The sequence below is a fragment of the Vibrio coralliilyticus ATCC BAA-450 genome (assembly GCF_000176135.1).
In the GTDB taxonomy this organism is placed as follows: domain Bacteria; phylum Pseudomonadota; class Gammaproteobacteria; order Enterobacterales; family Vibrionaceae; genus Vibrio; species Vibrio coralliilyticus.
This window is the reverse complement of record NZ_ACZN01000018.1, coordinates 190,927-215,924: the sequence shown is the minus strand read 5'-3', so window position 1 is coordinate 215,924 and position 24,998 is coordinate 190,927. Positions and strand designations below refer to the sequence as shown.

Here is a 24,998-nt window from a genome sequence, read left to right as displayed (position 1 = left end):
CTACTATTCCTTGTGAGTCAAAACCCAACAGTTATGAATGTGTTTATTACGAGAAAAATCCATTGGAAGAGTTTGGTGCGAAATATTCTTCGCAACTAAACCAAGTTCATCCAAACCGTCCATATCCATTTTGAAGTGACGCTTATTGTTTGAGAACACTATCGTGCCGCCATTACGAAGCAAGCGCTTGAGATTCTTCATTAACTGAATATGGTCTCGCTGTACATCAAAGCTTTGTTCCATACGCTTAGAGTTGGAGAATGTAGGCGGATCAATAAAGATAAGATCAAATTGTGCCGTTGAGCGTTCGAGCCACTGAAGGCAATCAGCTTGCTCGAATCTATGCTGACGTCCTACTTGCCCGTTGAGCTTCATGTTTTCTTTCGCCCATTCGAGATAGGTATTTGACATGTCCACTGTCGTCGTCGATTTAGCACCACCACAAGCGGCATGAACAGTGCCCGAGCCCGTGTAAGCAAACAAGTTTAAGAAATCTTTACCTTTGGCCATTTCACCAAGCTTGCGACGAGTAATCTTATGATCAAGGAACAGCCCTGTATCGAGGTAATCGTGCAGATTAACGATCAACTTAACGCCATATTCGTTAACATGCATGGTTTCAGATTCTTGGGAGAGCTTCTGATACTGTGAGCGGCCCTTTTGCTTCTCACGGACTTTAAGGACAACCTTGTTTGCTTCCGTGCCCGTCACTTGAATCGCTGCACGAATGATATCCGTCAAACGACGTTTTGCTTTTTCTTCAGGGATGTTTTTAGGCGCCGCGTATTCTTGGATAACAAGGTGATCGAGATACACATCAATCGCAACATTGTACTCAGGTAAGTCTGCGTCATAAATTCGATAACAATCGAGTTCTTCTTTACGCGCCCATTTACCAATTTTGGCAATATTTTTCTTCAAGCGGTTAGAAAAATCAGGTGCGATCACCGATTCAGTGACATTGTCACCTTTATTTTCTACCGGACGATCACTAATCGAGTAATTCTTCTGGTGACAAGGTAACGCACCATTATTCAGTTTGAACTGTTTATCTGCACGCATGCGTAAACAGCTTAAAAGCTCATCAGAACTAGAGAAAATAGACGCTTGGCAGCCACCGAATTCAGATTTCAGTTGAGCACCAAATGCCGTGTACAGAGCAATCAAACCAGGATGAGTACCTAAACGCTCACCGTATGGCGGGTTTGAAACAATAACACCTGCTTCAAACTCTTGAGGGCGCTTAACTTGCGCTGCATCACCAAGGTTAAATTCAATCAGGGAATCAACACCTGCTCGACGCGCGTTGTCCTTTGCGGTTTTAAGCACTCGCGCGTCGTTATCAAAGCCGAAAAACTTAGTGTCAACTTTTTTGACGCCCCTTCTCGCCTGTACTGCCGCTTCCGATTTAATCTCAGCCCAAAGTTCAGGTTCAAAGTCTTCTAGTGACTCAAAGCCCCATTTCTCACGATTCACGCCAGGCGCCATGTTTGCCGCCATCATGGCCGCTTCAATCAAAAGCGTGCCAGAGCCACACATAGGGTCTAACAGCGGCTTATCAGCGCTCCAGCCACTACGTAGAATAATGGCAGCAGCTAAAGTTTCTCGAAGTGGCGCACGACCAGATTCAGGTCGATAACCGCGTTGGTGTAGGCCGCCCCCCACCATATCCACACCAAGAATCGCTTTATCACGATGTAGACGAACATGGATGCGAAGATCTGCACGATCTTTACTGATCGACGGTCTTGGCAAGTTCTTTTTCTCGAAACTATCCACTACGGCATCTTTCACTTTCATTGCGCCGTACTGGCTATTGCGGATTTCACGGTTAGTACCATTGAAATCAACAAAAAACATCTTCGAACTATGGAATTGATTGACCCAGTTCACGGAAGACGTTGCTAGATAGAGATCCATATCATCGTTACAAGTGAACTCAGATAGTACACGGACGAAACGCGACGCTAAGCGGCTCCATAAGCAACAACGATAAATTTGCTCATTTGATGCTTTAAAGCGTACCCCTGCTTGAACAGGTTTGGCATTAGCGATCCCTAGCTTAGTTAACTCTTCAACCAACAAGTTTTCCAAACCGTTGGACGTAACCGCAAGATATTGATGCATAGTGTTCTTAAATTCTTGATAAATGACCCTTCATTATACCTGTCTCACATCAATTACGTTAGCTCAATCCACCTTTATCTCTCCCTCAGTACATTCAATTGAACAAAACATCAGCATATTCATGCGGATCATTTAATTTCAAACTTAAGTTTGGAGCTAACACAACTTTGTACAGTAAGTTAAGGCTTAAGTCGGTAGTGAATACTTATTTACATCAAAACTGGACTATACCAAGATGTTTATTTTGCGTAATTTAATTACAAAAAATAGCTAATTGGGGAATAAAAGGTTAAATGAAGAGCGTAGAAGTATCAGAAGTGGGAATATTTTATTGATAGATAAATCGAAAAATTATGGATGACTCACGTTATCCCCTACCGCAAGTCTCAATTGAAGGTTCTTTTAAGCAAAAAAAAAGTCGGCTCGAAGGCCGACAGGGAAATGAAACAAAGGAACGAATTGTTAGCTGACCAGAGCCATAGGTTGTGTCTGGCCAGAGAGAATATGATTGGCGCTCGACATGCGATCGTGCATGACTTTAATCGCCTGGCCAAATCCCAAAGATTTGGTTCCATTAAGAACGAACGCTTCCAAATTAATAGAGGCGCATAAGCTAGAGTTGTCTCCTACTTCTAGAACTAGGAAGTAACCATCACTGTAGCTGTTCGATAATTGGACAAAATCGCCTTCCACAGGCGCATTTAAGCCATCAGAGATGCAATCGAAGAACCAGCTCTTGGGCTGGACTGGCTTATGAAAGCGCTTTGCCGCAACACAATAGAGTGCTAATTCAGCCTGACGAGGCTCTGAAAGGTCTAGATGAGCAATTTGCTCTTTGTATGTCTGGTAAGCAGATGCGTCGTCAACGGAGAATTCGTTAACACCGATTGCGCAATCTACAATCAACTTTTTGGAAAGATTTGTCTTGAATACCATATCATCACCCAGATCCAGCATCAGGTGCTGCTCTGTGTCATCATAGTACCAAGTCCATTTGTCACTCGGTTTAAGCATCATTCCAATCTCGTGTAAAAGTCAATTCAGGTAAAACACTAAATTACCTTCCCATACATTTACTGAAATTCTATTCGCTAATAAGCAAAAAAAAAGAGGAAATGATAAATCATCCCCTCTTCAGAAACTGAGTAAATTCAAGCTTCATGTTCATGTGACAGCGTCACCAAAGCCATCATAGGTTTTTAACAATATCTCTCACCAGCGTTGGTCCATGATAGATAAAACCAGAGTAAACTTGGACAAGTTGTGCACCAGCCATCATTTTCTCTTTCGCTGCAACGTATGAGTCAATACCACCTACCCCGATGACCGGAATTTGCTCTCCCAACTCTTCATGTAAACGACGAACAACTTCGGTGCTTCGAGATTGAACCGGACGGCCACTCAACCCACCCGCTTCATTGGCATGCTTCATTCCTTCAACAACACTGCGATCCAATGTTGTATTTGTCGCAATCACGCCATCAATGCTGTTCTTCAATAAAGACTCACAGATCTGGCTGATCTCATCATCACTAAGATCCGGAGCGATCTTTAGTGCAAGTGGTACATACTTATTATGCTTCTCAGCTAACTCGGCCTGCTTCACTTTTAATTCAGACAACAGTTCATCCAATGCTTCACCGTACTGAAGTGAGCGTAATCCTGGAGTATTTGGTGATGAGATATTCACGGCGATGTAGCCTGCATGCTCATACACTTTTTCCATACAGATCAGATAGTCTTCGGCCCCCTTTTCAATCGGTGTATCTTTGTTCTTACCGATATTGATACCAAGCACACAATCGAAGTTGGCTTTCTTTACGTTATTAACCAGATTATCAACACCTAAGTTGTTAAAGCCCATTCGGTTGATAATGCCTTCTGCTTCTACTAAACGGAAAAGGCGCGGCTTATCGTTACCGGCTTGAGGTCTCGGTGTTACCGTCCCGACTTCAACAAAACCAAAGCCCATTGCGTCGAACGCTTCAATACATTCACCGTTTTTGTCCAAACCCGCAGCTAAGCCAACAGGGTTACGGAAAGTCATGCCCATACATTCGACTGGACGATTAGGAAGTTGTTGACGATAAAGAAGATCGAGAGGAGTACCGGTGAAACGTTTGAAGTTTTGAATTGCGAGATCATGTGCCTTTTCGGCATCAAGTTGGAAAAAGCCAGTTCTGGCTAGACGGTAAAGCATTGTGCCTCCGATAGAAAAAAGCCCCGTATAAACGGGGCTGTATTATTTACTGTTTTACCGAATAATTCAACGAAATATGTGTCGATTACTCGTTAGCTGAACAGTTTAAGTTAAGCAGCATCAATTCACGTAAAGCTACAGAGAACTTAGCAAATTCATGTACTGAACCGACTTTGAACTCATTAAGGATGTTTTCCCAACGATGGAGTGAAATTTCATTATTTTCGATCCAATCGTCCAGAGCTTTCATCACATCGAGATCTTCTGGCGCACAGCTGCAACTTAATACCTGACCTGTTAGCTGACGTTGCTGCCAATCAAGATCTTCGCGGAATGCCGCTCTTGCCAGAGCCTGCCAATGGTTGTCGACAGCCTGACCATTGATCTGTTTCAAGAACCAGTGAAGAGACAAACGATCACCTAAGTTGTAGTACAACTTAGCGCTTTGCTCTACTGATTTGCCCTTTTCTCGAGACACTGTGGAAATATCCAGTACTGAGTATAGGCTAGACAAACGTGCAACATAATTAGCAATTTCAGGACTAATACCCTGCTCAATCCACGCTTGAGCCATTTCGTTATGCTCTTCGACTTCAGATGGAACCAGCATATCATCGAGTTTAGCTTTGATCGTTTCAACATCACCTTGGTAAAGTTCGATCAGTGCTTTCACGCATTGGCGACCATTGCGGTTGCGTAACAACCAGCGAGACAGGCGGCGTAACGTTCGACGAACATAGAACATCATATCGTACTGCGCTTCGGTTGACGCTTCGTTGTCGAGCTCGCGCAGTGACTTAAGCACATCACCTAAACCGAAGATTTCACGTGACGCTGCGTAAGCATTTGCTATATCAACAACATGTGCGCCCGTCTCTTCTTGTAGACGCGTCACATAGTTACAACCCATTTCGTTAACCATCTGATTTGCAAGCGCTGTTGCAATAATCTCAGCACGCAGTGGATGATTATCCATTTGCTGCGAATAGTTACGGCGTAACTCAGTTGGGAAGTAATTGACTAGTTGCTGTGCATGGTAATCATCGTTAGCAATGTCATCGTGAACCAGCTCTTCTTTCAGAACCATCTTGCCATAAGCAACTAGCACTGATAATTCAGGGCGAGTCAATGCTTTACCTAGCTTTTCACGCTCAAGTAACGTTTCATCATCTGGGATGTATTCAAGTGCACGGTCTAGGTGACCCGCTTTCTCTAAATCGTGAATAAAGCGAATCTGCTCTTTCACGAGAGACGTACCCTGCTGTTCAGTCACAGAGATAGATTCAGACTGGCAGTAAGCGTCATCAAGAACAATCTCACCCACTTCATCTTCCATGGACTCAAGGATCTTATTACGCTGCTTAACTGTTAGATCGCCATTGGCTACCAAGCCATTGAGGAAGATCTTAATGTTAACTTCGTTATCAGAACAATCCACGCCACCAACGTTATCAACAAAGTCCGTGTTTACGCGGCCGCCAGTCAAAGCATACTCGATACGACCCAGTTGAGTCATACCCAAGTTACCACCTTCACCGACAACTTTTGCACGTAGGTCACGTCCGTCAATACGCAAAACATCGTTGGCACGGTCGCCCACATCAGTGTGCGTTTCGTTTGACGCTTTTACGTAGGTACCAATACCACCATTCCATAGAAGATCAACTTCCATCTTAAGCAGCATCTTGATGAGGTCGTTTGGTGCCAGTGACGCTTTCTTAGTGCCGATCATCTTCTGGATTTCTGGTGTCAGAGCAATCGACTTCGCTCGACGAGAGAAGATACCGCCGCCTTTAGAAATTAGCTTAGTGTTGTAATCTTCCCAGCTTGAACGAGGTAACTTAAATAGACGATCACGCTCTTTCCAACTCTTCGCTGAATCTGGGTTTGGATCGATGAAGATATGCATGTGGTTAAACGCAGCCTGTAGACGAATATGCTTAGACAGCAGCATACCGTTACCAAATACGTCACCAGCCATATCACCAACACCGATAGCAGTGAAATCTGTAGTCTGACAGTTAATACCCATTTCGCGGAAATGACGTTTTACTGATTCCCAACCACCTTTCGCTGTAATACCCATTGCTTTGTGGTCGTAACCGTTCGAACCACCAGAAGCAAAAGCATCACCTAGCCAGAAGTTGTATTCATCAGATACAGAGTTCGCTAAATCAGAGAATGTCGCTGTACCTTTATCTGCCGCAACAACCAAATAAGGGTCATCTTCATCATGGCGAACAACACTCTTCGGCGGAATCACTTCCCCTTCGATAATGTTGTCTGATACGTCTAGAAGTGCGCGAATAAAGCGTTTGTAACAACGTTGACCTTCAGCAAAGATCTCATCACGACCACTTAGAGTATGCTGACGCTTACAAACAAAGCCGCCTTTTGCACCAACCGGAACAATAACCGTGTTCTTAACTTGCTGTGCTTTTACCAGACCTAAGATTTCGGTACGGAAGTCTTCTTGACGATCTGACCAACGAAGACCACCACGAGCTACTTTACCACCACGTAGGTGAACACCTTCGATATCCGGTGCATATACAAAGATCTCAAATGCAGGAACTGGCTGAGGAATTTCTGGAATGTCGCTCGGCTTCATCTTCAACGATAGCCAAGGTTTATTCTGCTTATTTGCGTCTAGCTGATAGTAGTTAGTACGCAGCGTTGCACTGATCATTTCGACATAGCGACGGATGATACGATCATCATCCAAGCTTTCTACATGATCGAGTTGCTCTGTGATCTTATTAGTCAGTTCAGTCTGGCCTTTCTGACTGCCCTTAAATTTAGGATCAAAACGCTTAGCAAATAATTCAACCAAACCTTTCGCTAGTTCCGGATAATGGCTTAGCGTTTCTTCAATGTATTGTTGACTGAACGGGAAACCTACCTGACGCATGTATCGCGCGTAGGCACGAAGAATCGAAATTTCACGACCCGTCAATGAAGCACCAAGTACTAGGCGGTTGAAACCATCGCTCTCCAGTTCACCAGCCCAAATTGCGGCAAATGCTTGTTGGAAACGATCACGAGCTTCACGAAGATCAACAGTCTTTTCGCTCTTATGAAGCATTGAGAAGTCGAGGATCCAATACACCTGGCCGTCCGCTTTACGAACTTCATAAGGTGACTCACCAATAACTCGCAGACCCAAGTTTTCCAACATTGGCATCACGTCTGAAAGGTGAATGGGTTCATCTCGATGGTAAAGTTTCAGGCGAACTGATTTTGAATCTGAACCCAGCTCTTGTGGACGATAGAACAACATACCTAGTTTGTTGTCATCGCTAAGTGCTTCAAGACGTTCAATGTCTGCTACTGCAGAACCAGGCATGACATCTTCTTTGTACGAACGAGGGAATGCACGTAGGTACTCTTTCGATAAAGGCAGACCTTTACTTTCACCGAAGTTCGCAACAATCGCGTCAGACAGGCGATCATCCCAAGTTGAAGATGCTTCCATTAAGTTTTGCTCAATCGTTTTAACGTCTACGTCCATGTTGTTGTTATCAACACGAACAATGTAATGAGTTCGGGCTAGTGGGCTCTCAGAGAAGTAAGTTGTAAACTCGACTTCTTTGTCACAGCCAAAATATTGTTTTAGGATTCGCTGAGTCTGACGACGAAGCTCTGTGTTATAACGATCTTTCGTTACGTACACCATACAGCTGAAGAAACGACCAAACGGGTCTTTACGAACAAACAGGCGAAGCATATCGCGGTCTTGCATCTGCACCACACCCATACCCACTTCAAGAAGTTCTTCTTCTTTCGCTTGAAGCAGTTCATCGCGAGGGTAGTTTTCAAGAATATTATGCAATGCTTTATAAGAGTACGAACCTTCACGATAGCCACTTGCGGCAAGAATACGTTCAACTTTTTCACGAATTAGCGGAATGCTTTCGACACTCTGGTTGTAAACAGCGGAGGTATAAAGGCCAGTGAAACGGTGCTCACCGACAACTTTGCCGTCTTTATCAAATTTCTTGATACCGATGTAATCGGTATAAGCCGGGCGGTGAATGCGTGAAGGTGTATTGCCTTTAGTCATGATGAGCAAGAATGGCTTCTTCGCTTCCAGACGTGCAGAGTCAGGGAAGTCAGAAAGCTTCACACTACGCACACGATTACGATTGCCAAATAGTCCTAGGCCTTTATCCGCCGTTGGGCGAAGTTCAGTATCACCGTCAACATTGACGAGATCGTATTCTTTGTAGCCCATGAATGTGAAGTTGTGATCACCTAACCAACGCAGAAACTTGATCGTCTCCTCGTAACGATCGCGTTCTACTTCTACCTTACCTTCTTGCGCTTCAACTTGATTAGTTACTTCTTCCAGTTTTTCAACCATCAGTAACCAGTCTTGAACCACTAAAGCAGTATCAGTCAGGATTTTAAGTAGCTCTTCTTTTAGAGAGCTCATCGTCTCTTTCGCGCTCAAGCGGTCAACTTCAACATGGAATAACGACTGAAGTACGCCTTCACCTTCATTGATACTGGTAATTTCACCTTTTTTATTGCGTTCAATCTGTGTAGGGCCATGAAGCATAAGGTGAGAAGCTAAGTCTAAACGGCTAAGTGCCATTTTTACCGAGTCAACAAGGAAAGGACTGTCAGGAACGACGATTTCTACAATGGTGTGTGTGGATTGCCATCCTTGACGGCTAACGGTCGGGTTAAAAACTCGGACCGATACATCATCTGCTTTTTTCTCATTAATATGGTGCCAAAGGCTGACTACGGCGCCATATAAATCAGATTCGTTTCGTTCGACTAGGTCGTCTTGAGATATGTTATTGAATAAATGCTGAGCAAGTTGAGTGACTAAGGGTTGATGAGCAAGCTCGAGTTTGTCTTGAATCAGTTTGTAGACCTTTTCAAGCAGAACCGGCATCAGAGTTTCACGCGCGGTCATAATCACACTCCACAATTAGAATTGTATATATTTTTGGGGGATGTTGTAAGCATAGTGCTTAACACGGGTAATGCCGCTTTATTGTAAAAGCTTTATTGATAAATAGTTAATTCTTTTAGGAGTGGTAGGAGGTGAAATGTTCGATAATGTGACTAAGGCACTATTTAAACTCCTATAAAATCAGTTGCTCACAGAACTTCTAACTTAAGAAACTTGTTATTTTGGTCAGTTGTTAAACGAAAACGCCCCTTAAGGCCAATTTGACTAAGAAAAGGTCTGAATCTTGATGCAGGCAATTGTAGGCGTAAACCATTGTCTGTCACCACTAGAACGTTGCTCGCCGCACCATTGTAATGAGCGAGAAAAGATTGATAAGAGATGTTGAGTGAAAAGTAGTACTGATTCATTTTCTTTGATTAAAGAAGTAACGATTTTATCACGCGCATAAAAACACTGTATAAATAAACAGTAGCACTATAAAGTGCTACTGTTTCGCTCAGCGATTAGGCTTCCAGAGCTTTGTTAACCTTCTCAAATAGGTCTTTTGCTAAGTTATCCATCGATTTGAGAGCTTCAAGCTCTGCTTTAATTAGTGCTTGGCGCTCTTCATCGTATTTACGGAACTTAAGCAATGGATCAATCAGGCGCGAAGCGACTTGCGGGTTACTGCTGTTCAGCTCTTTTAGAATCTCACCAGCGAACTTGTAGCCCTCACCTGACTTAGCGTGGAACCGCACTGGGTTCATATTCAGGAAAGATCCAACGAGGCTACGAGTTCGGTTCGGGTTTTTCAAACTGAACGCTTCATGACTCATCGTATTCTTGATTACATCCAAGACATTATGTGCCGGGTTAGTACCCTGCAGCGCAAACCACTTGTCCATAACCAGGCCATCATGTTTCCACTTATCACTGTAGTCTGACATCAGTGTTTCGCGGCATGCAAGTTGCGCACTATTCGCGGCACTCATTGCGGCAATGGTGTCTGTCATGTTGTTTGCACCGAAATACTGCTTCTCTGCTAACTCATTGCCTTGTTCTGTGTGCGCTAGATAAGCTAAAGCGGTGTTACGCAAAGAGCGCTTACCGATCGCTGCGTGATCGATCGTGTATTCAGCCTGCTTCAAGCTGTGATAAAGCGCGCTAAACTCATCTTCAAGCTCAGCAGCCAGCTTCACTTTGATAGATTTAAGCACTTTAGCAACGGCATCAACATCCACTTGTTTGTACCAGCCGGATACTTCGTTATGGTTTGGCAATGCCATCATCTCAGCAATAAATGCTGGCTCAAGCTTGTCTGATAATAAGACACCTCGGAAGGCATCAATCAGCGCAGGAGACAGTTCGACATTTTGACCGTTTTGCACTGCTTCAACATTACTACGAATGTATTTTGCTAACAGCATTTGACCAGAGTCCCAACGAGCAAATTCGTTACGCGCATGCACCATCAGGAAAATTAGTTCTTCATCGCTGTAATCGTACTCCAGAACAACTGGTGCAGAGAACTCACGTAGCAAGGATGGTACTGGTTGCTCAGATACGTTTTCGAACACGAAGGTTTGCTCCGCTTCGGTAACGTTAAGAACATTATCGACTTTTTCACCGTTACATTGTAACTCAATGACATCACCGTTTTCCGCGTACAACTCAACATCAAATGGAATATGAAGCGGCTGCTTTTCTTGCTGCTCATGAGTCGGTTCAGTACGTTGAGAAACCGTCAGCGAATACGTTTGTGCCGCTGAATCATACTCACTTGTAACGGATACCGTTGGTGTACCTGACTGGCTGTACCATAGGCGGAATTGTTTCAGGTCAACACCTGATGCATCTTCCATAGCCGCGACAAAATCTTCACAGGTTGCCGCCGTGCCATCATGACGCTCAAAGTAGAGCTTCATACCCTTCTGGAAACCTTCTTCTCCCAGCAGTGTATGCATCATTCGGATAACTTCACTGCCCTTTTCGTATACCGTTAAAGTATAGAAGTTGTTCATTTCTATCACTTTTTCAGGACGAATTGGATGTGACATAGGGCTTGCATCTTCTGCGAATTGTGGACCACGAATAATTCGTACGTTGTTAATACGATTCACAGCTCTAGAGCCCAAGTCCGATGAAAATTCTTGATCACGGAATACAGTAAGGCCTTCTTTCAGGCTCAATTGGAACCAGTCTCGACAAGTAACTCGGTTGCCTGTCCAGTTGTGAAAATACTCGTGGCCAATAACCGCTTCGATACCTAGGTAGTCAGTATCTGTTGCCGTTTGATCATTAGCCAAAACAAATTTAGAGTTAAAGATGTTAAGACCTTTGTTTTCCATTGCGCCCATGTTGAAGAAATCAACCGCAACAATCATATAGATATCAAGGTCATACTCTAGACCAAAGCGCTCTTCATCCCACTTCATTGAGTTGATAAGAGACGTCATTGCATGAGGCGCTCGATCGAGGTTGCCTTTATCGACAAAGATTTCTAACGCCACATCACGACCAGATTTAGTCACATACTTATCACGAAGGACATCAAAATCCCCAGCAACCAGTGCAAATAGATACGCAGGCTTAGGATGCGGATCTTGCCACTGAACCCAGTGACGGCCACCTTCCAAATCTCCTTCTGCAATACGGTTACCGTTGCTCAATAGGAATGGATAAGCCGCTTTGTCTGCGATCACTTTTGTTGTGTATTTCGCTAATACATCTGGGCGATCCATGTAATAAGTAATTCGACGGAAACCTTCCGCTTCACATTGAGTACAGAAAGCGCCGCCAGATTTATACAAACCTTCCAAAGCCGTGTTTTCTTCGGGATTAATTTCAGTGACGATTTTCAGTTCGAACGCTTCAGGTAGTGCGGAAATCTCTAGCGCACCTTCCTTTTCTTCAAACCTTGTCCAAGCCTCACCGTTAACAGAGACACTAATCAGCTTAAGGCTTTCACCTTCCAATTGAAGCGTTGTGTCATCTTTTAGCTGCTTAACTTGAGAAACCGCCGTTACGATTGTCGTGGTATCATGGAGATCGAAAGTTAAGTCGATGTCTGAAATAGTATGGGATGGTGAGGTATAATCTTTGCGATATTTGGCTTGAGGTGTTTGAGCCATGTCGAAATCCTTCTGACTAGATGTAATACATTGTGCTTGTGTCTATTCGAGACACTTATTGAATAGGTTGTTATTTGCAAACGCTGATAATTTTATTTTGAGCTAGCTTAACCCCAGACAATTAAAAAAACGAGGTATTATGTCTAAATACCTCGCTTTTACCCTACTGTGGCGAATAAGTTCAAACTATACGTCTAAATACTCACCTATATTTGTTAAATGTTATGTCACCTGACCCGGTTCAGCACGGCGTAGAGTGCTCCTTCTTCCATTTCCAGAGTGAGAATATCGCTGTTCAAGCTGTACCTTGTTTCATGCTCACCATTTTCATAGAGCAGCACCAAATGCTCTCCTTCGGTGTAGTACACACCTTTATGGATTGCTTCGTCGCCTTCTTCGTTACTCACTCTAAACATAAATACGAAGTCAGGTTGCAAAATCAAATCCATCCGCTGCACTTCACTGGCTACCATTTCATGTCCACTCAACTGAGCACTTGACCACATACCGGCAAGTGCGTTGGATAAAGCTTTTGTAAACACCACACCGTTGAGATTCAACATATTGTGATTACTGCTGTAATTGTAAATTTGCGGTTCAGAGGTATTCAAACCGAGAATCAATGTATCTTCATTCGCGGCGTAAAGTCCCTCCCAGTGATCGACCGAGTAATCGCGTTTTTGAATGTCGATCTTGAAGCTATAGTTGGAGTCGAGGCTAAGTTTGATGGCTAAAAAATTCTCTTCAGATTGCTCAGGATTTGGGTTAACCAAATACCAGTCACCGAGCAGGAATGGCTGGTCGAATTGAGTTAAATCGCTGTTATCTCTGGTTTCACTCGCGAACACAGAAACGCTAAAACAAGTCAGTAGAATTCCAATCCATCTCATAGCGCACCCCTCACTCTTTTCTTTAAGCTTAGGAGTCGAAATCTGATTAAGCGAAATTTTTTGATCTACATCACGTTAATTATTGATATAAAAAAAGCGAGCCGTTAATTGGCTCGCTTTTTATTTCCTTTATTTTCAGCTACTTAAGCATATCAACCATGATAGCTACGGATTCATCTAGATAGGCATCTGGAGCTTCGTAGTCTTTTGGCACATCATCGAGAGATTCAAATGCTTTCTCTCCGTGAGATTTTTGTCTCAGATTGATACGAGCTAAGCGATCGTCATCCGCCTTATCACTTTCCTCTTTGCGAACTTTTTCGTTAAGAGATAGTGAGTTATCGTCCTTCTCAGCTTTATACTTTTCGATATCTTCAGCAATAAACTGGAATTCCAGATCGTTAGCGATTCTAGCTTGATGCTCGCCATTAAGCTTAGTGATCAGCTTTTCGTTACGCTGTAACACTTCATATTTTGCTTTATCAATGCTATCCCAAGGCAGCGCATTATCTTCAACACTTTCACCAGTTTCGCTAGGCTCAATTGGTGTTGGGTAAGCAATGTCAGGCGCAACACCTTTATTTTGCGTACTGCCACCATCGATACGATAAAACTTCTGAATCGTGTATTGAACGTAACCTAACTCCTTATCGAATAAATCATAGATATGATTTAACGAACGGTGTTGCTGAACCGTCCCTTTACCAAAAGAGTTTTCACCGAGAATAATCGCGCGGCCATAGTCCTGCATAGCAGCAGCGAAGATTTCTGAAGCCGATGCACTGTAGCGGTTAATCAATACCGTCATCGGACCGTCGTAGCTGATCTTGCCGTCGGTATCACTATTTACGTTGACCCGACCATAACTGTCACGAACTTGAACCACCGGTCCACTAGTAATAAAGAGACCGGATAGAGCCGTCGCTTCTGTCAGCGCGCCGCCACCATTGTTACGCAGGTCAACAATAATGCCATCAACACCTTGGCCTTTCAGATCAGTAATCAGCTTATCCGTATCTTTTGCAAGACCAACGTAAAAACTTGGTACTTCCAATACGCCAATCTTCTTACCATCTTTTTCAATGACTTCAGATTTAACAGCGCGGTCTTCAAGACGAATTTTATCTCGAACAATAGTGATGACTTCCGCTTTCGCATCTTTACCTTCAGGCAAGATTTGCAGATTAACCTTGGTCCCTTTCGGGCCTTTAATCAACTGAACGACATCATCCAGTCGCCAGCCGATTACATCAACAATATCTTCACCGTCTTGGCCGACACCAATAATGCGATCACCTTCAGCTAATTGCTTACTCTTAGATGCAGGGCCACCAGCGACCAATGAGCGAATTACAGTGTAATCGTCTGTCATTTGAAGCACAGCACCAATACCTTCCAGTGAAAGGTTCATTTCCGTCTGGAATTGATCAGCACTTCTCGGTGATAGATAGCTGGTGTGCGGATCCACTTCACGGGCAAACGCATTCATGTACAGTTGGAATGCATCTTCATTGTGAGTTTGACTCAGACGTTTCAAAGCATTGTTATAACGCTTGCCTAAGACGTCTTTGATCTCTTCCCAATCTTTACCGGTCAGTTTGAGGTTCAGCGCATCATATTTAACACGCTTTCTCCAAAGTTCATCCAACTCCGCCGTATCTTTTGGCCAAGCCGCTTCACTTCGGTCGAGCTCAATACTTTCATCAGTATCAAACTTCATTTCCTTATCAAGCAAAGACAGTGCATAGACAAATCGCTCGTAGCGGCGCTTCATCGACAAGTTGTAAATATCAAAAGCAATCTGGTTGTCACCAGACTTTAGCTGGTCATCGATACCAGCCGCCCACTTATTAAAAGAGTCGATATCGGCTTGCGTGAAAACGTTACGATTGAAATCAAGAGACTCAACATAGCGTTGGAATATCGCCTGAGAGAATTGATCGTTGAGTGTGAAGTGTTTGTAGTGAGAACGAGTGAAGCGTGAGGTAACGCGTTTACTTGCTGTCGCATGTTGGGCTTCGGGAGCTAAGACGGGTAAGTCTTCGAGAGTAATTTTCGCTTCAAGAGCGTTTGCTGACGAAGCTGCCAGCCAGAGGCTAGCAGCAATCAGCGACAATTTTGAACGGCATTTCATGCGTAGGAGTATCTCCTTTATGCGCGCAGGTGCTCCGCTTTCACAACCATTTGCAGGCCGTTAGACAGTTGAACACGCACATCTTCCTTATTGATTTCAACGATAGTCGCAGCCATGTTTCCTTTGCCCATATTTACGTTTACTTGATTACCGATTGTAATTTCATCAGCATTCAGAGCGCGCGTTTCTACTGGCTTGCTGGCTTTCTGTGCTTTGTTTTGTTGTGGGCGACGGCTTTGTGGCTTTTTGTTAGCCGGTTTAGCTTTCGCTTTACCTTCTTCACGAGCTTTTTGAGCTTGCTCTTTACGACGAGCTTGCACTTTAGCCTTGCTTTCAGCTAGCGCTGTTTTTGCGTGTTCAACATGCTCTTCTTCCAGATCACCTGCTGAGTTGCCATCTAGGTCAACACGAGTCGCACCCGGCTTAACACCGTGTAGGTAACGCCATGAAGAAGTGTATTGTCTTAACGCTGCACGAAGCTGAGTTTTACTCACTTTTGGATCGTCGCTTAGACGTTCCGCAAGATCTTGAAAAATACCAATTTTAAGTGGTTTTGCTTCACCTTCTAAAGTAAAGCACTTAGGGAAACATTCAGCAATATATGCAATCACTTCTTTGCTGTTTTTTAACTTTTCAGTGTTTTCCATGAGGAGTCCTGGTTAGTGCGGCTTGTCCGCGAGCATTAAGATAAATATTTCAGGTATTATAGTGACCTGCAAGCGAAAAACCACACTCAATATGGAAATTATGCACTGATAGCGTGTGAATTAAACAGCTTTTCCACTTCGCTCATCAAAAACGTCAAACCTTCTTCATCTATTTCACTAAATCGTCCCACTTTTGGGCTGTCAATATCGAGTACACCAACAATTTGGCCATTAATGCTAAATGGAATGACGATCTCGGAATTACTGGCGGCATCGCACGCGATATGTCCTTCAAACTGATGAACGTCGTAAACACGTTGCACCGTATTGGTTGCCACGGCTGTTCCACATACACCACGACCAACAGGAATTCTCACGCACGCAGGTTGCCCCTGAAATGGACCAAGAACTAGTTCCCCTTCTTTCATTAGATAGAAACCCACCCAATTAAGTTCCTCAAGCTCCATATTTAAAAGAGCACTTAGGTTCGACAAATTGGCGATAAGGTCTTTTTCTGACTCTAAAAGTGCAACAGCTTGCTTGGTTAAGCGGTGGTAATGTTCTATTTTCATATTGACTTCCATTTGAAAATTAGAGACTTCCATCATGAATCAACGTACAATCGTCCGTAAACTCTAAATAGTAAGCATTCTCATTATAATGTCTGATAACCCCAACACTATTAGCCGTTCTTGGCTGATAACTCAAGTAAAAAAGCACAAGTCAAAACTTGTTCTCGCCAACATCATCGCGCTTTTCGCAACACTCGTCAGTGTACCTATCCCTCTTTTAATGCCTTTAATGGTCGATGAAGTCCTGCTTGATAAGCCTGCAACGGGCCTTGAGTTAATGGATAAAGTGTTGCCTGTTTCAATGCAGACACCAACCGGCTATATATTCCTTACCCTGCTTCTCGTCGTTCTGATGCGAACCGTGAGCCAAGTTTTAAATATCCTGCAGGGACGTCAGTTTACTCTCGTATCCAAAACGATCACGTATCAGATGCGCAGCAAGATGATCGACAAATTAGGTCGCATCAGTATCAGACAATACGAAACGCGTGGAAGTGGTGGTATCAATGCTCACTTGATTACCGATGTAGAAACCATTGACCAGTTCATTGGTACCACTCTCAGTAAATTCCTCATTAGTTTGCTAACGGTCATCGGTACAGCTGGTGTTCTACTTTGGTTGGAGTGGCGTCTCGGCTTATTCATCCTTTTGGTCAATCCTATTGTTATTTACTTCTCTCGAAAGCTGGGCAATAAAGTAAAACATCTTAAAAAACGCGAGAACCAATCTTTTGAGCGATTCCAAAATCGTCTTGTTGAAACCTTAGACGGCATCTACCAACTACGTGCAGCCAATCGCGAGCGGGAATTTCTTAGTGAATTAAAGCAACAGGCCAACCAGGTCCGTGTAGACGCTGATAAATACGCGTGGCAATCCGAAGCCGCTGGGCGAGTCTCTTTTCTTCTATTCCTGCTTGGTTTTGAGTTGTTCCGTGCTGTTGCCATGTTAATGGTCTTGTTCAGTGACTTAACTATCGGTCAAATATTTGCTGTCTTTGGCTACCTATGGTTTATGTTGGGCCCAGTGCAAGAGCTACTTGGTATTCAGTTTTCTTGGTACAGCGCAAAAGCGGCACTGGGTCGTATCAACGCCCTACTCGACTTGGAAGAAGAACACCGCCCAGTAAGTAAAATCAACCCGTTTACAACGGACAGAGAAGTCGACGTCAATATTGAAAACATTGATTTTTCTTATAATGAAGAAAGTAAAGTACTGAATAATCTAAACTTGAATATTCCGGCTGGAAAGAAAGTTGCATTGGTTGGTGCAAGTGGTGGCGGAAAATCGACGCTCATCCAGTTGCTCATTGGTGTATATCGACAGGATTCAGGTATCATTCGTTTCAATGGTGAGACAACAGATGATATCAGTTATGACGTAATACGAGATCAAATTGCCGTTGTATTACAACAACCTATACTATTCAATGACAGTTTAAGGCATAATCTGACGCTCGGCTCTGACTATGACGATTTGCAATTATGGCGAGCGCTTGAAATTGCTCAAATGCAGGATGTCATAAGTCAGTTAAGTGACGGTTTAAATACACAAATTGGCCGAAACGGCATTCGATTGTCCGGCGGCCAAAGGCAGCGACTTGCTATTGCAAGAATGGTTCTTAGCGATCCTAAGTTTGTCATTCTCGATGAAGCAACGTCTGCGTTAGATACGGCGACCGAAGCAGCACTGCATAAAGCGCTGACAGAATTTTTGAATGGGCGTACAACCTTAATCGTTGCTCATCGACTGTCTGCCGTTAAACAGGCTGATTTGATCTACGTTTTAGAAGATGGACAAGTAACACAGGCAGGCACTCATGTTGAGTTGGTTAAACAAGAAGGTTTATACCAAACGCTTTATGGAAGCGTTCAGTCGCACGCCTGAGATCCTACTATTTCTTAAAATTTGGAGGGTGATATGAGCCCTCCTAAATTAACGTCTCACCTTTCCGAAGCTTCACATGTAAGATTATGCCATGGGTGTGAACTCCCAATAGATACTGTCAGTGTCGAGCGAGGCAAAAGCGCTTATTGTCCACGCTGTGGAAGCAAGTTATATCGTGGAGGTACGCCTTCATTGTCCGGCAACCTCGCCATTGCAATTACTTGCCTCTTGCTCTTCATTCCTTCTCATTTCTTTGACTTTATTAGTATTCGCCTATTTGGCGTCATGATTCCAGCGACCTTACCTTCTGGCGTTTTCACGCTATTTGATGAAGGTTTTGTTTTCCTATCTTTATTAATTATCTTTTGCAGCTCCATCGCTCCTTTACTAGTCAGCGGTTCGGTCCTAACTGCTCACGCTGCATTAAAGCAACGTAATTTTCCGTTACTCAAATATTCGCTTTATACGATTCAACACCTCAAAAACTGGGTGATGATTGATGTATTTCTCGTCAGCGTCGCTATTTCCTGCTTTAAGTTGCAGGACTATTCCGACATATACGTGGGCGTCGGTTTATATGGTTTGGTCCTGTTACAGATCGCGACAGTCATGCTTGTCACACGAGTAAGTGTGCGTCGCTATTGGGAAGCGTACGAGTCTGAACGTTCTTATCATTTCAAAGAAAAACAACTCCACTGCCACCATTGTCATCTTTCTCAACCAGAAGGAACAGAGTGTGTTCGGTGCCACAAACCCATTTATCACCGTAAGCCTCGTTCCGTACAAGTGACTTGGGCTTATCTTGTTGCCGCTACGATTGCTATTTTTCCGGCAAACCTCATCCCAATATCGATTTTAATTACCAATGGACAAAGGCTTGAAGACACCATTTTTTCCGGCGTTGCGTCACTGGTAAAAAATGGTATGCCAGGCATTGCGGTCATTATATTTGTAGCGAGTATTGTCGTTCCCGTCGCCAAAATCATCGGTTTGGCGTACTTATTGCTCGCGATCCAATTCAAGCGCAAAGTATTTCATCGTCAGAGAATGATCATCTATTTTGTTATTAAATGGATAGGACGTTGGTCCATGATGGATTTGTTTGTTATTTCTATCATGATGACCTTAGTCGACCGCGGCCAGATACTCGACTTTACTCCAGGGTATGGGGCGGTTGCGTTTGGAATCGTTGTTGTATTGACTATGCTGGCGGCAGAGAGTATTGACCCAAGACTGTTGTGGGACAATTACCCAGATTCAGCTAAGAGCAAATCAGAGAAAAGAGAAGAACCTTTAAATGACTAATTCATCTTCTAATCAGCCTTCTTACTCACCAGACGTTAAGCGCAATAAAGGTGTGTCACCGCTGTGGTTATTACCCGTGTTGACCATGGTGCTCGCAGGTTGGTTAGTTATTAAGGCGATTAACGACGCCGGTCAGCGAATTCAGATCTACTTCTCTGATGCTCAGGGCTTAGTTGCAGGTCGAACTACCATTCGCTATCAGGGTCTCGAAGTCGGCATGGTGCGTGATATTAACTTGGCTGAAGATCTTGAGAGTATTTATGTCGAAGCAGATATCTACCCTGAAGCCGCCAAATTACTTTCAAAAGAAACCCGCTTCTGGATGGTAAAACCGACCGCTAGCCTTTCAGGCATTTCAGGCTTAGACGCTCTGGTGTCCGGTAACTACATTGCAATCCAACCTAGTGATAACCCAGCGGAACCTGAAACAAAGTTTACTGCGCTTGAACGAGCTCCTTCAGATATTCTTGCGAATGAAGGCTTGAACATCACCCTCCGAGCAGAAGATCTCGGCGGCATTTCTGTTGGCTCGCAAATAGTCTATCGTAAGATTCCAATTGGTGAAGTCTACAGCTACCAACTTGACGGCCAAGGTAAAAATGTCCTCATTCAGGCATCAATTCACGATGAATACCGAAAGGTCATTACCGACGAAAGTAGGTTCTGGAATGTCAGCGGTATCGGCGCTAATATTGGTTTTGAAGGTGTTGATGTCAGATTAGAGAGTTTAAGTGCTCTGATTGGTGGCTCTATTGCTGTCGACTCGCCAGATGGCGGAGAACCTGTTGCCGATAATACTCGCTTTAAACTCTACCCTGATCTAAAAACCGCGGGTCGTGGTATACCAATTAAAATCACCCTGCCAGACGACAATCAAATCAGTCCGACTGGTGCTCCTATCATGTACCGTGGAATCGAAATCGGCCAGATCACTGATTTACAACTCAGTAATGGGCGAAAAGAGATTGTCGCCTCTGCCGCCATTCAGCCAGCTTTCTCAGACATGCTGACGAGCGGCAGTAACTTTATCCTCGAAGAAGCAAAAGTCTCTCTTTCTGGTGTGGAAAACCTAACAAACCTAGTTAAAGGTAATTTCCTTACTCTGGTTCCAGGAAAAGGCGATCGCTCGCGCTATTTCTCCGCCATTCGCAAAGAACAGTTTAATAAACAACAAGCTAAATCTGTGGCCCTAACACTGGTTGCTGACAATTCATTCGGACTTGGAGCTGGTGCTAACGTCCTATACCGAGGCATCACCGTTGGTGAAGTAACGAAAGTATCGCTCAAAGGTGAGAAGGTAAACTTGGACGTTCTGGTGGATAAAACCTACGCCGAGCTAATTAAATCACAGAACCGATTCTTCGTCACAGGTAGCGCCACAGCTGAGCTCACTGAATCTGGACTGAACATCAACGTCCCGCCAGCACAGCAGCTTCTTACAGGTTCTATCAGTTTTGTTAGCGAAGGTTCTGACAACCCTAGAGAGCAATACACATTGTATCCAAGTAAGTCCCTAGCGGAATTGGCGAAATACAATATGTCTGGCTCAGAACGTATTACGCTGTTTGCTAACGAGCTTCCCTCTATCAGCAAAGGCAGCCCACTACTTTATCGTAACCTGCAAGTGGGTAGCATTTCCGATTTCCACCTTGTTGATGGTGGTGTGATCATTACCGCGAGTATTGAAAACCAATACAAACACCTTGTCACTGAACAGACTGTCTTTTGGAACCGTTCCGGCGTTGAAGTGGATGCTACTCTAGCTGGTATCAGTGTTAAGGCTGCGCCTTTGAAATCACTCATTCAAGGCGGTATCGCTTTCGATTCTTTGCCGGGTGTCGAAAACAAACAAAATGATAAATGGCTGCTCTATCAAGATTTCAAAACTGCGCGAAAGTTTGGCCATGTCATTACGCTCAATGCTGAGGGTGAGAACAATATTACCAAAGGAACAGCGGTAAAATATAACGGTGTACAAGTGGGTGAAGTCACCCTTGTTATACCTGATTTTAAGCGTGAGCGTGTTGAAATTAAACTGCGAGTGCTGCCTGAGTATGCAGACAAGCTAGCAACCGAAGGTAGTTACTTCTGGGCTGCTCAAGCGACTGTTGGCTTGAATGGTGTGAAGAATCTTCAGAACCTTCTCACTCAAACTATTAACGTAGTCCCTGGTGAAGGTAAAGCTCAACATACTTTCCATCTCAATAAAGAAGAGAGAGATAATCAGGGGGTATCCTTCACCCTACAAAGCGAGTCTCGTGGCTCAGTCGCTAAAGGCACACCTGTACTCTATAGAGAAATTGAAGTAGGTAAAGTGATTAATGTAGAACTCGGAGAGTTTGCTGATCGCGTTGTCTCGACCATTTCAATCCAGCCCAACTACGCTTATCTTGTAAGACAAAATAGCATTTTCTGGAACACTTCAGGTGTTGATGTTTCCATCGGCCTAGGCGGTGCCAACATCAAAGCGGGAACCATAGACAGTATTGTGAGAGGCGGAATCACCTTTTCAACTCCTGAGAACAGTCAGCTTCAGCCTATAGCCCAGCCTGGTCAATCTTTCTTCCTCTATCCAACACCAGAGGAGAGTTGGAAGACATGGCGCACCGCTATTCCGAAACCATAAACAACATTAGGCTTTCAAACGCAGCGATTTCGCTGCGTTTTGTTTTTCAATCCGCTATAATTCCGGCCCCTGTAAAAACTGAGATAGAACTTTGCATCAGAACGTCTACTTACCCGAAGAATTTTTGAAAGAAATGGAAGCCATTCTTCCTGACGGCCTCAATATGGAAGACTTTGTCGCCGCGTGTCAACGTCCGCTCCGTAAAAGTATTCGCGTAAACACGTTGAAGATTTCTATCTCAGAGTTTACTCAGCGAGCTCAAGAAAAAGGCTGGCAACTGTCACCCGTACCATGGTGTGAAGAAGGTTTTTGGATCGAGGCCGACGAATCAGAAACCCCACTTGGCAACACGGCAGAACACATGTCCGGCTTGTTCTATATTCAAGAAGCCAGCTCAATGATGCCTGTGTCTGCCTTGTTTCAAGATCAGAATGACGACTTCCTTAGTGTGCTTGACATGGCAGCTGCACCGGGTTCAAAAACCACTCAAATTGCGGCAGAAATGGATAACTTAGGTGTGCTCGTCGCCAATGAGTTCTCATCGAGTAGAGTCAAGGTCTTGCATGCCAATATTGAGCGCTGTGGTGTGCGCAACGCCGCGCTGAGTAATTATGACGGCCGAGTCTTTGGTGGCTGGCTGCCAGAACAGTTTGATGCCGTATTGATTGATGCTCCTTGCTCAGGTGAAGGCACAGTGCGTAAGGATGCAGATGCGATGAAAAACTGGAGCAAAGATTCCGTTTTATCCATCGCTGACACCCAGAAAGATCTAATAGAAAGCGCGTTTTACGCACTTAAGCCTGGCGGTGTTATGGTTTATTCAACGTGTACATTAAGCATCGAAGAAAACCAGCAAGTCTGTTTGCACTTGAAAGAACAGTTTGGTGACCTCGTAGAATTTGAGCCTCTGGATTCTCTCTTCCCTGAATCAGAGAAAGCGTTAACCGAAGAAGGCTTTCTGCACATTTTCCCTCAAATGTATGATTGTGAAGGCTTCTTTGTCGCCAGAATGAAAAAGCTTGGTTCTACTGAAGCACCACAAGTGAAAAAGCGCCTAGGTAAATTCCCATTCAAAAAAGCATCGAACAAAGTTCATCAAGAAATCAGTAAACAGCTGCATGACAGTTTAGATATCGAGCTTCCCAAAGATTCAGGAGTTTGGATGCGCGACAATGATGTCTGGCTCTTCCCTAATGCACTAGAACCTATGCTTGGTGAATTTCGTTTCTCAAGGATGGGGATTAAAATCGCTGAAGCTCATAAGAAAGGCTACCGATGGCAGCATCAGGTCGCGACAGCGTTAGCTACTGGCCAAGAGTCAAACTGCGTCACACTTTCTACAGACGATGCCCGTGAATGGTTTATGGGTAGAGACGTTCGACCAGAAAACCAGTCAGGTAAAGGTGAAGTGATTGTAAAGCTTGGTAACGATGTGATTGGATTAGGAAAATGGGTTGGGAATCGAGTGAAGAATGGTCTACCTAGAGAGCTAGTACGAGATAAAAATCTATTCTAAACCGCAAAATATTAGTAGGAAATGCCAGAGATGCCTAGCGAAACTGTGATGATGTACTACACTTTACTTAATGATAAATCATCGAATATCAACCAGTTAGCGCAGGCTCTGTAAGAGCCATTCCCCTAGGCCCAAAGCAATATCCGCTTCGGGCCTTTTTTTGACTTCAATTACGAAGCGATGCGAATGCCATCTTTCTCTATCGTAATTTTTCCTTGCTTATACAGACCACCGATTGTTTTCTTGAATGTACCTTTACTGGTGCGAAACGCAGCAAAAATGCTTTCCGGTGATGATTTGTCATTCAAAGGAAGAAAACCGCCTTTCTTTTCAAGTAGATCCAGTACTTTCTGACTCAAGTCATCCATCTTAGCAACGCCGATTTTCTGTAAAGAAAGGTCCACTTTGCCATCTTCGCGAATGCCCTTGATGTACCCTTTGAGTCGTTTACCGACAAACAATTTACCAAAGACATCGGATTTGAAGATCATTCCCCAGTGCTGGCCTTCCACAATCGCTTTGTAACCTAAGTCACTGCGTTCAGCGATTATGAGTTCGACTTGTTGGTTACGTTGGTAGTTAGCAGGCGTTTTATCCAACAGCTTATTAAATTTAGTGGTACCGACAATTCGGCCTGATGCCTTATCGGTATAGACGTATACCAGCACATTCTGGCCTGCTTTAAAGCGCGTGCGTTGCTCACTGAATGGGATAAGCAGATCTTTGCCTTTGATTCCCCAGTCAGCAAAAGCGCCAGTACTGTTTACGCCTTCGATTGTCATCAACCCCCACTCACCGACTTGAGCTATTGGAGTTTCAGTGGTTGCAACCAGCTGATTGTCAGAATCGAAGTACAAAAATGCATCAACAAACTGGCCTACTTCTGTTCCTTCTGGAACAAAGCGATTAGGTAATAAGCTTGTTCCGAAATCACCTGCATCGAGAAATACGCCAAAATCTGCTTTTTTTACTACTTCTAAGTGGTTTATCTGACCAACTTTAATCATTTCAACTGTCTCTTGCTAAATTTGCGGTGATTATACCGAAACTCTGTTATGC

The 24,998-nt window shown here is 43.9% G+C and carries 15 protein-coding genes; 4 read left to right on the top strand and 11 right to left on the bottom strand.

All coding sequences use genetic code 11. From position 1 onward, the window contains the following. Positions 1-3: 3 nt before the first annotated feature. From rlmKL to VIC_RS20335, 10 genes are all read right to left on the bottom strand, one after another. Positions 4-2,127: a bifunctional 23S rRNA (guanine(2069)-N(7))-methyltransferase RlmK/23S rRNA (guanine(2445)-N(2))-methyltransferase RlmL gene (gene rlmKL, locus VIC_RS20380; RefSeq protein WP_006962144.1), complete on the bottom strand. Its 2,124-nt coding sequence runs from the start codon at positions 2,125-2,127 to the stop codon at positions 4-6. Between the two features lie 462 nt (positions 2,128-2,589). Next, positions 2,590-3,141, bottom strand: coding sequence for a cell division protein ZapC (locus tag VIC_RS20375; RefSeq protein ID WP_039952378.1), 552 nt, complete (start codon positions 3,139-3,141; stop codon positions 2,590-2,592). 175 nt (positions 3,142-3,316) lie between these two features. Beyond that, positions 3,317-4,327 carry a quinone-dependent dihydroorotate dehydrogenase gene (gene pyrD / locus VIC_RS20370; RefSeq protein WP_006962142.1) on the bottom strand — a complete coding sequence of 337 codons (1,011 nt, stop codon included), beginning with the start codon at positions 4,325-4,327 and terminating at the stop codon, positions 3,317-3,319. Between the two features lie 85 nt (positions 4,328-4,412). Then, positions 4,413-9,254 carry an NAD-glutamate dehydrogenase gene (locus tag VIC_RS20365; protein ID WP_006962141.1) on the bottom strand — a complete coding sequence of 1,614 codons (4,842 nt, stop codon included), beginning with the start codon at positions 9,252-9,254 and terminating at the stop codon, positions 4,413-4,415. A 188-nt stretch (positions 9,255-9,442) separates the two neighbouring features. Next, positions 9,443-9,661, bottom strand: a complete 219-nt coding sequence (locus VIC_RS20360) for a DUF2835 domain-containing protein (protein ID WP_006962140.1) — start codon at positions 9,659-9,661, stop codon at positions 9,443-9,445. Between the two features lie 96 nt (positions 9,662-9,757). Beyond that, positions 9,758-12,364, bottom strand: coding sequence for an aminopeptidase N (pepN, locus tag VIC_RS20355; protein ID WP_006962139.1), 2,607 nt, complete (start codon positions 12,362-12,364; stop codon positions 9,758-9,760). A gap of 227 nt (positions 12,365-12,591) precedes the next feature. Then, a complete protein-coding gene (locus VIC_RS20350; protein ID WP_006962138.1) occupies positions 12,592-13,254 on the bottom strand; it encodes a hypothetical protein in 663 nt (220 codons plus the stop codon). Positions 13,255-13,393: 139 nt separating this feature from the next. After that, the gene (prc, locus tag VIC_RS20345) at positions 13,394-15,388 is read right to left on the bottom strand and encodes a carboxy terminal-processing peptidase (protein ID WP_006962137.1); all 1,995 of its coding nucleotides are present in this window, start codon (positions 15,386-15,388) and stop codon (positions 13,394-13,396) included. Positions 15,389-15,405: 17 nt separating this feature from the next. After that, positions 15,406-16,035, bottom strand: coding sequence for an RNA chaperone ProQ (gene proQ, locus VIC_RS20340; protein ID WP_006962136.1), 630 nt, complete (start codon positions 16,033-16,035; stop codon positions 15,406-15,408). 98 nt (positions 16,036-16,133) lie between these two features. Further along, complete coding sequence (locus VIC_RS20335) at positions 16,134-16,607, bottom strand: GAF domain-containing protein (RefSeq protein ID WP_006962135.1); 474 nt, start codon at positions 16,605-16,607, stop codon at positions 16,134-16,136. A gap of 88 nt (positions 16,608-16,695) precedes the next feature. On the opposite strand from VIC_RS20335, the gene VIC_RS20330 reads away from it, so the two are divergent. From VIC_RS20330 to rsmF, 4 genes are all read left to right on the top strand, one after another. Next, positions 16,696-18,492 (top strand): ABC transporter ATP-binding protein, encoded by a 1,797-nt coding sequence (locus VIC_RS20330; protein ID WP_006962134.1) that lies wholly within the window; start codon positions 16,696-16,698, stop codon positions 18,490-18,492. A 33-nt stretch (positions 18,493-18,525) separates the two neighbouring features. After that, a complete protein-coding gene (locus tag VIC_RS20325) occupies positions 18,526-19,797 on the top strand; it encodes a paraquat-inducible protein A (RefSeq protein ID WP_006962133.1) in 1,272 nt (423 codons plus the stop codon). Then, on the top strand, positions 19,790-22,423 hold the full coding sequence (locus VIC_RS20320) for an MlaD family protein (RefSeq protein WP_006962132.1): 2,634 nt from the start codon (positions 19,790-19,792) through the stop codon (positions 22,421-22,423). Before VIC_RS20325 ends, VIC_RS20320 begins: the two co-directional genes overlap by 8 nt. A 91-nt stretch (positions 22,424-22,514) precedes the next feature. Continuing rightward, entirely contained in the window at positions 22,515-23,939 is a 1,425-nt protein-coding gene (gene rsmF, locus VIC_RS20315; protein ID WP_039952375.1) for a 16S rRNA (cytosine(1407)-C(5))-methyltransferase RsmF, read from the top strand. A 170-nt stretch (positions 23,940-24,109) separates the two neighbouring features. On the opposite strand, the gene VIC_RS20310 is transcribed toward rsmF, so the two are convergent. Continuing rightward, positions 24,110-24,946: a CvfB family protein gene (locus VIC_RS20310; RefSeq protein ID WP_006962130.1), complete on the bottom strand. Its 837-nt coding sequence runs from the start codon at positions 24,944-24,946 to the stop codon at positions 24,110-24,112. Between the last annotated feature and the right edge of the window lie 52 nt (positions 24,947-24,998).

What these genes read in the sequence shown, in the direction of transcription:
- rlmKL (WP_006962144.1), bottom strand. Translation starts at nt 2,127, where the DNA reads ATGCATCAATATCTTGCGGTTACGTCCAACGGTTTGGAAAACTTGTTG.
- VIC_RS20375 (WP_039952378.1), bottom strand. Translation starts at nt 3,141, where the DNA reads ATGCTTAAACCGAGTGACAAATGGACTTGGTACTATGATGACACAGAG.
- pyrD (WP_006962142.1), bottom strand. Translation starts at nt 4,327, where the DNA reads ATGCTTTACCGTCTAGCCAGAACTGGCTTTTTCCAACTTGATGCCGAA.
- VIC_RS20365 (WP_006962141.1), bottom strand. Translation starts at nt 9,254, where the DNA reads ATGACCGCGCGTGAAACTCTGATGCCGGTTCTGCTTGAAAAGGTCTAC.
- VIC_RS20360 (WP_006962140.1), bottom strand. Translation starts at nt 9,661, where the DNA reads ATGAATCAGTACTACTTTTCACTCAACATCTCTTATCAATCTTTTCTC.
- pepN (WP_006962139.1), bottom strand. Translation starts at nt 12,364, where the DNA reads ATGGCTCAAACACCTCAAGCCAAATATCGCAAAGATTATACCTCACCA.
- VIC_RS20350 (WP_006962138.1), bottom strand. Translation starts at nt 13,254, where the DNA reads ATGAGATGGATTGGAATTCTACTGACTTGTTTTAGCGTTTCTGTGTTC.
- prc (WP_006962137.1), bottom strand. Translation starts at nt 15,388, where the DNA reads ATGAAATGCCGTTCAAAATTGTCGCTGATTGCTGCTAGCCTCTGGCTG.
- proQ (WP_006962136.1), bottom strand. Translation starts at nt 16,035, where the DNA reads ATGGAAAACACTGAAAAGTTAAAAAACAGCAAAGAAGTGATTGCATAT.
- VIC_RS20335 (WP_006962135.1), bottom strand. Translation starts at nt 16,607, where the DNA reads ATGAAAATAGAACATTACCACCGCTTAACCAAGCAAGCTGTTGCACTT.
- VIC_RS20330 (WP_006962134.1), top strand. Translation starts at nt 16,696, where the DNA reads ATGTCTGATAACCCCAACACTATTAGCCGTTCTTGGCTGATAACTCAA.
- VIC_RS20325 (WP_006962133.1), top strand. Translation starts at nt 18,526, where the DNA reads ATGAGCCCTCCTAAATTAACGTCTCACCTTTCCGAAGCTTCACATGTA.
- VIC_RS20320 (WP_006962132.1), top strand. Translation starts at nt 19,790, where the DNA reads ATGACTAATTCATCTTCTAATCAGCCTTCTTACTCACCAGACGTTAAG.
- VIC_RS20310 (WP_006962130.1), bottom strand. Translation starts at nt 24,946, where the DNA reads ATGATTAAAGTTGGTCAGATAAACCACTTAGAAGTAGTAAAAAAAGCA.